General features: G+C 36.3%; 13 protein-coding genes. All 13 read left to right on the top strand.

Going from position 1 to position 14590, the window contains the following annotated elements:
- Positions 1 to 497 precede the first annotated feature (497 nt).
- Complete coding sequence (locus tag OLM58_RS06500) at positions 498 to 3329, top strand: TonB-dependent receptor (protein WP_264531657.1); 2832 nt, start codon at positions 498 to 500, stop codon at positions 3327 to 3329.
- A gap of 86 nt (positions 3330 to 3415) precedes the next feature.
- The gene (locus tag OLM58_RS06495) at positions 3416 to 4942 is read left to right on the top strand and encodes an SGNH/GDSL hydrolase family protein (protein WP_264531656.1); all 1527 of its coding nucleotides are present in this window, start codon (positions 3416 to 3418) and stop codon (positions 4940 to 4942) included.
- A gap of 231 nt (positions 4943 to 5173) precedes the next feature.
- On the top strand, positions 5174 to 6685 hold the full coding sequence (gene atpD, locus OLM58_RS06490) for a F0F1 ATP synthase subunit beta (RefSeq protein WP_017495935.1): 1512 nt from the start codon (positions 5174 to 5176) through the stop codon (positions 6683 to 6685).
- Between the two features lie 81 nt (positions 6686 to 6766).
- Positions 6767 to 7048, top strand: a complete 282-nt coding sequence (locus OLM58_RS06485) for a F0F1 ATP synthase subunit epsilon (RefSeq protein ID WP_017495936.1) — start codon at positions 6767 to 6769, stop codon at positions 7046 to 7048.
- 187 nt (positions 7049 to 7235) lie between these two features.
- Entirely contained in the window at positions 7236 to 8372 is a 1137-nt protein-coding gene (locus OLM58_RS06480; RefSeq protein WP_264531655.1) for an aminotransferase class I/II-fold pyridoxal phosphate-dependent enzyme, read from the top strand.
- Positions 8373 to 8413: 41 nt separating this feature from the next.
- The gene (locus tag OLM58_RS06475; protein ID WP_264531654.1) at positions 8414 to 8815 is read left to right on the top strand and encodes a GxxExxY protein; all 402 of its coding nucleotides are present in this window, start codon (positions 8414 to 8416) and stop codon (positions 8813 to 8815) included.
- Positions 8816 to 8981: 166 nt separating this feature from the next.
- Positions 8982 to 9179: a hypothetical protein gene (locus OLM58_RS06470; protein WP_264531653.1), complete on the top strand. Its 198-nt coding sequence runs from the start codon at positions 8982 to 8984 to the stop codon at positions 9177 to 9179.
- An 83-nt stretch (positions 9180 to 9262) separates the two neighbouring features.
- Positions 9263 to 10126, top strand: coding sequence for a TraB/GumN family protein (locus tag OLM58_RS06465; protein ID WP_264531652.1), 864 nt, complete (start codon positions 9263 to 9265; stop codon positions 10124 to 10126).
- Positions 10127 to 10133: 7 nt separating this feature from the next.
- On the top strand, positions 10134 to 10637 hold the full coding sequence (locus OLM58_RS06460; RefSeq protein WP_202700451.1) for an RNA polymerase sigma factor: 504 nt from the start codon (positions 10134 to 10136) through the stop codon (positions 10635 to 10637).
- Positions 10627 to 11241 (top strand): hypothetical protein, encoded by a 615-nt coding sequence (locus tag OLM58_RS06455; protein ID WP_264531651.1) that lies wholly within the window; start codon positions 10627 to 10629, stop codon positions 11239 to 11241. Before OLM58_RS06460 ends, OLM58_RS06455 begins: the two co-directional genes overlap by 11 nt.
- 105 nt (positions 11242 to 11346) lie before the next feature.
- Positions 11347 to 11964, top strand: coding sequence for a dethiobiotin synthase (gene bioD / locus OLM58_RS06450; RefSeq protein ID WP_264531650.1), 618 nt, complete (start codon positions 11347 to 11349; stop codon positions 11962 to 11964).
- Positions 11965 to 12064: 100 nt separating this feature from the next.
- Complete coding sequence (gene bioA / locus OLM58_RS06445) at positions 12065 to 13336, top strand: adenosylmethionine--8-amino-7-oxononanoate transaminase (RefSeq protein WP_264531649.1); 1272 nt, start codon at positions 12065 to 12067, stop codon at positions 13334 to 13336.
- A gap of 22 nt (positions 13337 to 13358) precedes the next feature.
- A complete protein-coding gene (locus tag OLM58_RS06440; protein WP_264531648.1) occupies positions 13359 to 14528 on the top strand; it encodes a beta-ketoacyl synthase N-terminal-like domain-containing protein in 1170 nt (389 codons plus the stop codon).
- Positions 14529 to 14590: the final 62 nt, after the last annotated feature.

Here is a 14590-nt window from a genome sequence, read left to right as displayed (position 1 = left end):
ACCATTTTAATAACCCGGAGCATTTGTACTTTTCTGATGATTTGATTTGCGACAAGTGATATGGTCATGTGGGGCAATTGTTGTTCAATTGATTTCGTGAAAAAAGGAGAAGTTTTGATTGTTAGCAGAAGACCAATAAAATCTGTAGAAATTTGTAACTCATTTGAAAGAGGGATTATGAAATAGCATTTGTTAAATCTTCGAAGATATTTAGACTTGCCGTTTTAATTGTCATATTTTTTTTATGGTCGGTGTATTTTTATTAAATCCTCATTTTTTCGCTTTAAAATAATATGTACGCATAGTATTTAGGGTTTTACAAGTTTGATCTTTGAGTTTAATTTAATAAAATCAATTATCAAATAGTTAATATTGTAACAAATTTTGTATCGAATATTTATTTTTTTTAACATTTTTTTATACATATTAAAATTATTTGTATTTTGGTAGTATAAACAAAATAGAAACTAAACAAAAATTAACCAAAAACTAACCAAATGAGAGTCTATTTATTAATTATGTTGTTTTTCAGCGGAATATCTTTTGCGCAGAATTCAATTAGCGGTTCTGTGACTGATGGCAGTAAACAGCCTATTCCCGGAGCGAATATTGTCGTAGCTGGAAGTTCAAACGGTGCTTCTACCGATTTTGATGGTACATTTAAATTAAGCACTTCGGCTAAGCTGCCTTTTTCAATTAAGGTTTCGGCTGTAGGTTTCGAGTCTAAAACGATTAATGTCACCGCTGCAAATCAAAAAATAAATGTGATTTTAAAAGATGAGGAAACGAAATTGAATGAAATTGTGGTTTCTGCTTCCAGAACTCCTGAAAGAGTGCTTGAATCTCCGGTAACTATTGAAAGAATGGGAATCGTTGATATTAAGAAAACCGCCTCTCCTTCTTTTTACGATGGTCTGGAAAATTTAAAAGAGGTACAGATGAATACCAGTAGTATGTCTTTTAAATCAATCAATACCAGAGGTTTTGCAACGGTAGCCAATACCCGTTTCATGCAGTTGGTTGATGGTATGGATAACTCTTCTCCGCTTTTGAACTTTGTATTGGGGAATATGATTGGTATTTCGGAAATTGATGTTCAGAGTGTTGAGCTGTTGCCGGGTGCCTCTTCTGCATTATACGGAGCAAATGCTTTTAACGGAATTATGTTCATGAACAGTAAGAGTCCGTTTGCCTATCAGGGAGCATCAGCCTATTTTAAATATGGAGTAACTTCACAGAAAGCTGCCGGTACAAATAATTACTACGATTTTGGGATGCGATTTGCGCATGCGTTTAATAAATATTTTGCCGCAAAAGCAAACTTTACTTATATGGAGGCTACCGATTGGTATGCTACAAATTACAACGATAAAACAATTCCTGGAATTGACAGAAGTAATATCAATTATGATGGAATTAACGTTTATGGTGATGAAGTTTCAACTAATTTAAAAGGTGTTGGACAGTCATTGGCGGCTTTAGGGATTATTCCTGCTTCGGCAGTAAATTTATTGCCTAGTAAAAATGTCAGCAGAACGGGTTATAATGAAGTCGATCTGACTAATAATAAAGCCGGAAATACTAAAATTGACTTCTCTTTTCATGGAAGACCTTTTGGCGATGAGCGTTTGGAAATTATCTGGCAAAGTAAATTTGGTTTCGGAAATGCCGTTTACCAAGGGGCTAACAGGTATTACCTGAATAACTTTGCTATGCAGCAGCATAAAATTGAGTTCAAGGGAAAAAATTTCTTTGCGAGAGGATATATGACAACAGAAGATGGAGGGGATTCTTATGATATGGGCTTTACCGGTATTAATATCAATAGAAAGTGGAAAGATGATAAGACTTGGTTCGGTCAGTATGCAGGGGCTTATGTTCAGGCTACTTTAGGTGGGGCAACTCCTGAGCAGGCACATGCAGCAGGTAGAACTACAGCAGATACAGGTCGCTTCTTACCGGGTACAGCAGCGTTTAAGAACGCATTCGATCAGGTAATTGCTGATGAAAGCGTACTTACGGGTTCGAAACTGGTAGATAATTCAAAGATTTATCATTCAGATGCCAACTATAACTTTAAAGATTTGATAAAATTTGCCGAAATTCAGGTAGGTGGATCATTCCGATTGTATGAGTTAAATTCTCACGGAAGAATCTATACTGATGGGAATAGTGGTATCAATTATACAGAATATGGTGCGTACACACAAGTAATGAAAAAGTTTTTGGATGAAAGATTGAAATTTACAGGATCTATTCGTTATGATAAATCAAAAAATTTCGATGGTAACTTTTCGCCTAGAGTCTCTTTCGTATATTCCGGAGGGGAGAAAAAGAATCATAATTTCAGAGCTTCGTTCCAAACCGGTTTTAGAAACCCGTCTACACAGGATCAATATATTGGTTTTAATATTGGGAACGCGGTGTTAATTGGTTCTGCTCCGGACAACTTATCGCGTTATACGGAGACATTGCCTGTTTCAACAATTGCAGGTCAGGCTTTTGCTGGAGGTACTACTGTTGTAATGACTGGAGTGAATGCTTATAATAATTCGTATACGGCAAGTTCTGTAGCTGCTTTTGCTGCTTTGGCAGGAACCGATCCTATAGCTGCGGCGAAACTTTTAAGAAAAACAAATATAAATTATGTAAGACCAGAAGAGGTTAAAGCATTTGAGTTGGGGTATCGTTCTTTTATCAATGATGTTTCAGTAGATCTTAATGCTTATTACAATATTTACAATCATTTTATTGGAAATTTAAATGTTGCGGCGCCTTTTTATGGTACAGCACAAGACTCTCCTGATCTTACCAAAGGAGCTACAGATCCGGGTGTTCAAACCGTTCATGCACTTCAGAATGGAAACATCAGAGCGTACCAGTTGTATACCAATACAGATGTTGAAATCAAATCGTTCGGATTTGGAGTTGGGCTTTCTAAAAAAGTGATTGCTAATTTTGAATTGGGAGTAAATTATAACTATGCTCAGTTTGATTTTGATCAGGCAAAAGATCCAAGTTTTGAAGCTGGGTTCAATACACCAAAACACAGAGTTAAAGTATCTCTTGGAAATGATAAATTGTTTGAGAACTTCGGATTCAATGTAAGCGGAAGATGGAATAGTGAGTACAAATGGGAATCAACTTTTGCAGATGGTATAATTAAGGCAGCAACTGTAATTGATGCGCAGATTAATTACGGACTTCCGAAATTAAAATCACTTTTCAAATTAGGAGCTTCGAATATTGGAGGAAAAGAATATGCTCAGGTACTTGGTGCGGGATATATCGGTCAGCAATATTTTGTTTCCTGGACGATCAATCCGTAATTTGGGATAATAGACGAAACAAAACTTTTATTCGCTTTTCCGGATGCAACGTTCAGAAAAGGATAATTATAAAAATATAGTAGATCATGGTAAAAAATTTAAAATGGCTGTTTTTGGTTTCAGTAACCTTTATGGCTTGTAATAGTGATGATGCGGTAACGGTATCAGATTCGTCTGATGGGCAGCCGTTAACTTCGGGGCAGGCGAATTTTTCAAAATATGTTGCGTTGGGAGATTCTTTCGCAGCAGGTTTTTCAGATAATGCTTTGTTTAAGGCGGGTCAGACCAATGCATACCCTAATATTTTGGCACAACAGTTTGCATTGATAGGCGGCGGTACTTTTACGACTCCTTTTATGACTGATAATATTGGAGGGTTTTCCTCTGGTGGTGTTCAGGTACCTAGTTTAGGAGTTAGATTGTATTTAGATGTGTCAACAAGTACTCCGGTTCCTGTTAGTGGTGTTTCGGGTACTGATATTAGTGCGCGTTTAACTGGGGCTTTCAGTAATATGGGTATTCCAGGAGCAAAAGCAACACATTTGGCGCTGGCTGGTTATGCGAGTGCTAATCCTTATTTCGGAAGGATTGCTTCTTCGCCTTCGGCAACGGTTTTAGGTGACGCTTTGGCACAGAATCCTACTTTTTTCTCTTTATGGATTGGGGGTAATGATGTTTTAGGTTATGCGACATCTGGAGGAGACGGAACAAACCCAATTACAGATCCGGCTACTTTTGATGCTGCTTATAAAAACCTGGCAACAGAATTGTCTAAGAACGGTAGAAAAGGTGTTGTGGCCAATTTACCGGACATTAGTACCTTGCCGCACTTTACAACAGTTCCTTACAACCCGTTAACAGTTTCTCTTCTGGGTGCTGGGAGTACAGCTGTTGGAACAGCAACAATCAATGCACTTAATACACAATTATACGGTCCGTTGAAAAGCGCCTTAAATTATCTTGGAGTTACGGATAGAATTGATTTACTATCGCTAACCGCAGCAAATCCTTTATTGATAAAAGATGAAACCCTTACCAATTTATCTGCTCAGCTTACTGCTGTGCTTACGCCTTCAGTAGGTGCACAGACAGCAGCTTTTTATGGTACCGTTTTTGGCCAGGCACGTCAGGCCAGGACTACCGACTTAGTACTTTTGAGTACTAGAGCAGCGATTGGTACAGCACCTACAGCAGCAAACTCAGGAATTGGAATGGCGCCTCCAGCTCCATTGGATAAATTCGGGATTACGTATCCGTTACAAGATAAGTATGTTTTAATTCCAGCAGAGATAACGGAGATCAAAAACGCTACTGCGGCCTATAATTTAACCATTAAAGCGGCTCAGGAAGCAAACGGTCTGGCATTAGTAGATGCCGACGGATTGATGAAACAGTTGTCTACTGCAAATGGTATTTCTGTCAATGGCTATACTTTGACAAGCGCATTTGTTTTCGGAGGAGTATTTTCTCTGGATGGTGTTCATCCTTCCGCTAGAGGTTATGCATTTATTGCCAATAAATTTATGGAGTCCATTAATGCAAAATACGGTTCAAATCTAAAAGGAGTAGATGTGGGGAATTACCAGACACTTTATCCTAAAGTTATAAATTAAGATTTATTTTTTTATAAAACAGCCACTTGCTTTAAGAACGCAGTGGCTTTTTTTATGCAGTTAAAAAATGCTATTTTCGGTATTTGAGGGCTGACTTTTAAGAATCAAACAAAATCGTAGTATTTTTTATAAAAAAAATATTGATTTTATATTTTAAAAATTTATCTTTGCGCTCTGAAAAAAGAGGTATTTTCGATAAACCTAAATAGCTATTTAATAAATACATAAGTAATGTCAAAAGTAATAGGAAAAGTTGCTCAAATCATTGGACCAGTAGTTGACGTAGTTTTCAACGGTAAGGATGTTGAACTTCCAAAAATTTATGATTCACTAGAAGTCACAAAAAAAGACGGAACATTATTGGTTCTGGAAGTACAATCTCACATTGGTGAAAATACGGTTCGTACCATTTCTATGGACTCTACAGACGGTTTGAGTAGAGGATATGAAGTAGTTGGAACTGGAAATCCAATCCAAATGCCAATCGGTCCGGATGTATACGGAAGATTATTTAATGTTGTTGGAGATGCGATTGATGGTTTAGGTGAATTGCCTAAAACAGGTGAAAACGGATTACCGATTCACAGACAAGCACCAAAATTTGAAGATTTGTCAACTTCATCAGAAGTTTTATTCACAGGTATCAAAGTAATCGATTTGATTGAGCCTTACGCAAAAGGGGGTAAAATTGGATTGTTCGGTGGAGCAGGTGTTGGTAAAACAGTATTGATCCAGGAGTTGATTAACAATATCGCAAAAGGTCACGGTGGACTTTCAGTATTCGCAGGAGTAGGAGAAAGAACACGTGAAGGAAATGACTTACTTCGTGAGATGTTAGAGTCAGGAATTATTAAATACGGTGATGATTTCATGCACTCTATGGAAAATGGAGGATGGGATTTATCTAAAGTAGATATGCCAGGAATGAGAGAGTCTAAAGCTACTTTCGTTTTCGGACAAATGAATGAGCCACCTGGAGCTCGTGCACGTGTAGCACTTTCAGGATTATCTATCGCTGAGTATTTCCGTGATGGAGCAGGAACTGATCAAGGAAAAGACGTATTGTTCTTCGTTGATAACATCTTCCGTTTTACACAAGCAGGTTCTGAGGTATCAGCACTTTTAGGACGTATGCCTTCTGCAGTAGGATACCAACCAACTTTGGCAACAGAGATGGGGGCTATGCAAGAGCGTATTACTTCTACAAACAAAGGATCTATTACATCTGTACAGGCGGTTTACGTTCCTGCGGATGACTTAACTGACCCGGCACCGGCAACAACGTTTGCTCACTTAGATGCAACAACAGTATTGTCTCGTAAAATTGCTGAGTTAGGTATTTATCCTGCGGTTGACCCGTTAGATTCTACTTCAAGAATTTTGACTCCTCAAATCTTAGGAAATGAGCATTATGACTGTGCACAAAGAGTAAAAGAAATTCTTCAAAAATACAAACAATTGCAAGATATTATCGCGATCTTAGGTATGGAAGAATTATCTGAAGAAGATAAATTATCAGTATCTAGAGCACGTCGTGTTCAGCGTTTCTTATCTCAGCCATTCCACGTAGCGGAGCAATTTACAGGTATTCCTGGAGTATTGGTTGATATTAAAGATACTATCAAAGGATTCAACATGATTATCGACGGTGAGTTAGATCATCTTCCGGAAGCAGCTTTCAACTTGAAAGGTTCTATTCAGGATGCGATCGAAGCTGGAGAAAAAATGTTAGCTGAAGCTTAATATAATTATGAATTATGAGTTATAAATTATAGAGTATCTGCTCTTTATAACTCATAACTTATAACTCATAACTAAAAAAAAATGATTTTAGATATAGTATCACCAGAAGCAAAATTATTTTCAGGAGAAGTTACATCAGTAACATTACCTGGAGTTGACGGAAGCTTCCAAATATTGAATAATCACGCTCCTATTGTCTCTATTTTAGAAAAAGGAACTGTTAAAATTGCTTCTGCAAAGTTTAATTTTTCTAAAGATGTAGCGAGTAAATTCACGAAAGTAAACGAGCAAACTTATACATTAGAGATTGCATCAGGTACTGTTGAAATGAAAGATAATAAAGTAATTGTTTTAGTTGACTAAAGCAATTTCGGAATAAATACAAAAAGACTTCAAGTAATTGGAGTCTTTTTTTTATGCTCTAATTTTTGCTTTTTGATTGCCGGAAGATATTGTATTCGAAGAGTATAATTTAAATGATTATCTCTAATCGGGCTTATGAAAGCAATGCAATAGTTTATTTTAGAATCAATTTTATAACTTTGCTTTTATGAAATTACCGGAGAACCTGAATCAGAAATTAGAGATACGAAAGCAAAATAATTCGCTTAGAAAATTACCGGTTTTTAGTAACCGAATAGATTTTTCGTCTAACGATTATATAGGTTTTTCAAAATCAGAATCTATTTTTAAGCATACTCATGCTTATTTGCTGGAAAACGAAATTTTTCAAAACGGCGCCACCGGATCGCGATTGATTTCAGGGAATCATTCTTTATATCAAATAACAGAAACGTTTATTGCGGAATTTCATGACGCTGAATCGGCATTAATCTTTAATTCGGGTTACGATGCCAATGTTGGTTTTTTTAGTGCTGTACCGCAACGAAATGATGTTATATTGTATGATGAATTAAGTCATGCTTCTATTCGGGATGGCATCACTATGTCTAATGCAAAATCATATAAATTCAATCACAATGATTTTGAAGATCTGGAACGTCTCATTCAGAAATTTCCGGATACTACGGTTTATATTGTTACCGAAACGGTTTTTTCTATGGATGGGGATAGTCCAAATTTAGAGGAATTAGTAGTCTTGTCTGAGAAGTACAATTGTTATCTGGTAGTTGATGAAGCACATACTTTAGGCGTATTTGGAGAAAAAGGAGAAGGTTTGATACAATATTTAAAATTACACCATAGAATTTTTGCCCGAATTATGACTTTCGGAAAGGGTTTAGGATGCCATGGTGCTGTAGTTTTGGGAAGTATACCTCTTAAAGAATATCTGGTAAATTTCGCCAGAAGCTTCATTTATACTACAGGTTTGTCGCCTCATTCTGTTGCGACAATTCTTATAGCGTACAAACAATTGGAAGCAGAGAAAGCAACCATTGAAAAGTTACGCAGTAATATCGTGTTTTTCAATCAGCACAAAAAACTATTAGGGCTAAAGCCAATGTTTGTTCGGAGTAAGTCGGCAATACAGTCGGCTATTGTTCCGGGAAACGAAAATGTAAAACGCCTCGCAGAACAGCTTCAGGGTAAAGGATTCGATGTAAAACCGATACTTTCTCCAACCGTTCCGGAAGGTCAGGAACGTTTGCGTTTTTGTATTCATAGTTACAACTCAGAAAAAGAGATTAATGAACTTTTGGAATTGTTAGGAAATTTCGTATTTTAGCCCACGGATGAAACGGATTTAACGGATTCACACGGGCAATTATGACTGATTTATTACATAAAGAAATATCTAAACCTATTTTGCAAGTATTCTATGAAGTTTATAATCAGCTCGGTTATGGATTTCTGGAAAAAGTCTATCAGAATGCAATGTATTTTGAATTGATATCGCAAGGTTACAAAGTCGAGGCTCAAAAACAGATAAAAGTATATTTTAAAAATCAATTAGTTGGTGAATTCTATGCCGATTTATTAATAGAAGATACCATAATTGTAGAGCTAAAAGCGTGTGAATGTCTTATTGGTTCGCATGTTGCTCAATTAATGAATTATTTAAAAGCGACTAAAATTGAAGTTGGATTGGTTTTGAATTTTGGCGAAACCCCTGAGTTCAAAAGATTAGTTTACACAAACAATAGAAAGTTATATATGAAAAATCCGTGAAGAACAGTAAAATCCGTTCGATCTGTGGGCTTTTCATAATTTAATTTTAAAAACGCACTCCTGTCAGCCCTTTGTTTATGGGCTTCTATAAAAAAGTTTAAAAATTTTTGTAACGTTTTGAATGTTTGGTTACTTACGAGTCGTAATCAAATAAACCAAAACAATTATGAAAACAACTTCAACATCAGTTACCGAAAAAGTATTCAATTTCGTATTTGTCTTTGCCGCTTCAGTAGGACTGGGATATGCTTTAGTAAATCAATTTATTTTAGACAAACCAAATAAGGGATTGCTCTTAGTTATGATCTGCCTCTTTGTTGCTTCAATGGCTTCCTGGCAAAGAAAAAAATATACTAAATCATAGTACCTATTCAATCATCAATCAAAAAACAATCAATCAAAACATCATCAATCAAATCATCATCAATCATTAAATCAATCAACAAAATGAAAAAATTAGTTACATCAGCGATTGCAGTAATCGCATTCGTTTTTAGTGGAACGACACAGGCACAGAACAAATCTCCAAAATTTGAAAATTCGCTTTTATGGGAAGTTACCGGAAACGGATTATCGAAACCGTCTTATGTGTACGGTACAATTCATGCAATTTGTTCAGGAGATTATTTTCTGTCTGATAAGACAAAAAAAGCATTTGAAGCCTCAAACGAATTAGTGTTGGAAATTGATTTAGCAGACCCGAAAGAAATGGCAGATATGCAGCAATTGTTATTGGGGAAAGAACCTTTAAGTAAGAGACTGAGTCCGAAACAATTGTCAAAATTGGATTTGATTCTGCAAAAAACAATCGGAATGACGGTTAAACAGGTAGATGCTTATAGCCTGACCGCAGTAATGAGCATGGTTTCGATTAAAAGTTTTGGCTGTAAAGATCTTAAGTTTTATGAAATGGAATTTATTGAGAACGCAAAGAAAAGAAATATTGAAATTGGTGGTCTGGAAACGGTAAAATCTCAAGAAAAGATGTTGGAAAAGGCTTATAACAATGATGAAATGCTAATGATGCTGGAGGAGCTAAATGACTCCGTAATGTCTCAATCAGTATCCTTTTATAAAAATGAAAATATCAATGGATTGTATGATGTTATAACAGATGAAAAAATGGGGAGTGAAAAGACAAATAAAGTTATCTTGGACCAGCGAAACATGAATTGGGTAAAAACGATGCCGGAAATGATGAAAAAGCAGAGCGTGTTTTTTGCTGTAGGATCGGGACATTTGGGTGGAGAGTATGGAGTGATTAATTTGTTAAAGAAAGCAGGGTACAAGGTGAAACCAGTAATGAAATAAAAGTATTTTGAAAGAGAAAGAACAAGAATTTTTAAATCGGATCGAAAGTCACAAAGGAATACTGTACAAAGTTTCTAAGATGTACATGGATAATCCTGACGATCAACAGGATTTGTTTCAGGAAATTATCTGCCAGCTTTGGAAATCGTATGATTCTTTTAGAAATGAAAGTCAGTTTTCGACCTGGATGTATCGTGTAGCCGTGAATACAGCCATTGTTTTTCTGAAAAAGGAAAAGCGAAAGGTCGACAAGTACGAAATCGCTTCCGAAAATATTAAGGATGATGAAGGAGATTCGCACATCAAAGAAAGTCAGATCGATCATTTTTATAAGGCTGTTCAAAAACTCGAAAAAATAGATAAAGCGATCATTTTTTATCAGCTGGAAGGGTTTTCTCATAAGGAAATTGGAGAGAACTTAGGAATTTCAGAAGGAAATGCCAGGGTGAAATTAAACAGAGCAAAAGAAAAATTAAAAGAAATAATTAAAAATCAGGGATATGGATTTTAACGATATACAAAACGCATGGAACAATGATAAATCGGATAACATTGTTCTTCCGGATAATCTGGAAAAAATACAATCGGCCAATACGCCATTAGACAGAATCAGAAAGAATTTAAAAAGTGAGCTGATTGCACAGGTAGTCTCAGTACTTTTAATGGGACTTACACCTTACATTTTTCATTTTGAGCAGAAATATATATTGCCCTTTTTCTTGCTTTTCAGCATGTTCACCGCAGTTTGTATTTATTATTTGGCTAAGCTTTATTTTTTTTACAAACGATTAAATAATACTGCTCTGAAAACAAAAGACAATCTGTATGAAACTTATTTTGATATTCGTCTGAATATGGAATTGTATAAGACTTTCGGATTTGCTTTGACACCTTTTCTGGTAGTATTTCTAATCGTTTTTATCTACGATCAGACTTCTAAAGTGGCCGATTTTACAATGCTTGAATTTAGTAACACAGAAATATTCAGTATTTTTTCGGTTATTCTCTTTTCAATTCTTTTTATGGGATTGGCTTTAGAATGGTGGGTTCAGTTTTTTTACGGAAAATATGCTAAGGAAATAAAGAAAGTGATAGACGAATTGAAAGAAGAGTAAGTTAAATAGAACCCATCATACGTGATGGGTTTGTTTTTATTGGTATTTTTGCATCAATTATTAAACGGATATTCACTTTGTGAGTCGCTGTGAAACAGAAGAAGCATGAAAATATTTATAACCGGAATTTCAACAGATGTTGGTAAAACCGTTACTTCGGCAATCGTTGTTGAAGCTTTAGAGGCCGATTACTGGAAACCCGTTCAGGCCGGAGATTTGGATTTTAGTGATACACACAAGGTAAAATCTCAAATTTCAAATTCAAAATCCCAGTTTTTCCCGAATGCATATGAATTAAATACACCGGCAAGTCCGCATCTGGCTGCAGAAATTGATGGGCTTACGATAGATTTGAAGAAGATTATAGAACCTGATACCGACAATCATTTGGTTGTGGAAGGGGCAGGAGGAATTTTTGTTCCGCTGAATGAAACAGATTCTATTATTGATTTAATTCAAGCCGATTATAAAGTAATTGTGGTTTCAAGACATTATTTGGGGAGTATTAATCACACCTTGTTAACAGTGGAAGCGATTCAGAATCGTGGTTTTAAAGTTGCAGGGATTATTTTCAGCGGAAGCGAAAACAAATCGACTGAAAGTTTAATTCTCAATAAAACCGGAATAAAATGTATCGGAAGAATTGATGAAGAACCTTATTTTGATCAAAATGTAATCCGGGAATACGCCGATTTGTTTAGAGAGAACTTACTTAATTTATAGAAAAACGAAGACAGAATAAAGAAAATAGACTTTCTTATCTTTGTCAAAATTGTAGAGCTTAGTCTATTTTCTATACTCTAATATCCATATTCTAAACAACATGACATTAACAGAAAAAGACAGCCAATACCTTTGGCATCCTTATACACAGCATAAAACTGCACAAGCGCCAATAGCAATTTCCAGAGGTGAAGGAGCTTTACTTTGGGATGAGAACGGCAAAGAATATATTGACGCTATTGCCTCATGGTGGGTGAATCCGTTTGGACACAGTAACCGATTTATTGCCGATGCGATTTACAAACAGTTAACTACTTTAGAGCATGTATTGTTTGGTGGTTTTACACACGAACCGGCAGTTAAAGTGGCGGAGAAACTAATTGAGATTATGCCTAAAAACCAGCAGAAGATTTTCTTTTCTGATAATGGTTCGACGGCGGTTGAAGTGGCTATAAAAGTGGCTTTACAGTATTTTTTCAATAAAAATGAAAAGCGAACCACTATAATTGCTTTTGAAAATGCTTTTCACGGGGATACTTTTGCGGCGATGGCAGCAAGTGGGATCTCTTTTTACACACAGGCTTTTCAGGGGATGTTTATTGATGTAGTCCGAATTCCGGTTCCGGTAAAAGGACAGGAACAGGAGAGTTTTGATGTCTTGAGAAAGGTGATTCAAAATCATAATTGTGCCGGTTTTATTTTTGAGCCTTTGGTACAGGGTGCCGCCGGAATGGTAATGTATGAACCGGAGGCTTTGGCAAAACTGATTCAAATCTGCAAAGAAAATGATGTTCTTACTATTGCTGATGAAGTAATGACCGGATTCGGTAAGACAGGAAAAACATTTGCAATGGATTATGTGACAGAAGTTCCGGATATGATGTGTTTGTCTAAAGCATTAACGGGAGGCACAATTCCAATGGCAATTACCACTTTTACACAAGAGGTTTTCGATGCTTTTTATGATGATGATATCAACAAGGCTTTGTTTCATGGACATACGTTTACTGCAAATCCGACGGGTTGTGCTGCGGCTTTGGCTAGTATTGATTTGCTGCATACAGATGAAATGCAGGCTAATATTGAAAGAATTCATAAGAGTCATTTGGATTTTCAGAAGAAAATGGAAAAGCATTCGAAAGTAATTACTGCCAGAACATTGGGAGTTATTTTTGCAGTTGAAATCAAATCAGATTCAGAAGAGAGTTATTACGGTTCAATGCGAACGAAACTCTATAATTTCTTTATTGATAAAGGGGTTGTTTTGCGCCCTGTCGGAAATATCGTTTATATTTTACCTCCGTATATCATGAGTGATGAGCAGCTTCAAAAAGTATACAAAACCATTGAAGAAGCCATTGAAATGGTGTAATTTTGCGATTAAATAAAATACTTTGAATACACAAAAAATCTCTATAACAGCATTTTCATCTATTTCCCCTTTAGGAAATAATACGCAATCAGTGTGGGAAAAGTATCTTGACCGTCAACATTGTTTTTCGAAACAGTTTTTAGACCAACAGGAAACTTCTGTCGCTGCTTTGGATGCTGAGTCTAAACAAATTGTCTCGGAAATAAGAGAATCCGATCCTAAGTACAAATTTCTGGATGATTCGGTTTTGTTTGCTTTAGCGGCTTCTCGACAAGCGGTTAAGCAGGCAGGATGGAGTTCGGATGATATCTTCGGAATTAATATTGGTTCGTCCCGAGGGGCAACAGATTTATTCGAAAAACATTATAAAGAATACATCGATACAGGAAAAGCCCAAACTTTAGCTTCTCCAACAACAACTTTAGGAAATATCTCGTCCTGGATTGCTCACGATCTGCAGAGTGTTGGACCGGAAATATCGCATTCTATAACCTGTTCAACTGCACTTCATGCCTTGCTGAATGGTGTGGCTTGGTTGAAATCAGATATGGCCGATAAATTTTTGGTAGGAGGAAGCGAAGCTCCATTGACTGATTTCACGATTGCTCAAATGAGAGCACTTAAAATATATTCGAGAATCGATCAGGAAACGGAATCATGGCCCAATTTGGCTTTCGATTTTGAGAAAACCCAAAATACTATGATTTTAGGGGAAGGTGCAGCAGTTTGCTGTCTGGAAACCGGCGAGAAAGAGAATGCAATTGCATACATAACAGGCGTGGGTTATGCAACTGAGATTTTAGAACACAATATTTCTATTTCTGCAGAAGCAACCTGTTTTCAGAAGTCAATGAAAATGGCTTTAAAGAATGTAGCCCCTGAATCGGTCGATGCAATTGTTATGCACGCTCCCGGAACGATCAAAGGCGATTTAACCGAGTTGAGGGCTATTGAAAAAGTTTTTGGATCTCAACTGCCTTTGCTGACTACCAACAAATGGAAGATCGGACATACTTTTGGAGCGTCCGGTATATTAAGTTTAGAGTTCGCACTTTTGATGTTTCAGCACGATACTTTTATTGGAGTGCCTTTCGGAGAAGAACAAAAACAAACAAAATCGATTAAAAGAATATTGATTAATGCGGTAGGTTTCGGAGGAAATGCGGTTAGCGTTTTGATCGAAAAACCATAATTGGGCTTCTTGAAGCCTCATAAATTTACACTATAAAAAAATCCATTCGCTACAGCGAATGG

The sequence above is a fragment of the Flavobacterium sp. N502540 genome (genome assembly GCF_025947365.1).
Lineage (GTDB): Bacteria > Bacteroidota > Bacteroidia > Flavobacteriales > Flavobacteriaceae > Flavobacterium.
The sequence above is the reverse complement of the archived record's forward strand: the minus strand, read 5'-3'. Positions and strand labels throughout refer to the sequence as shown.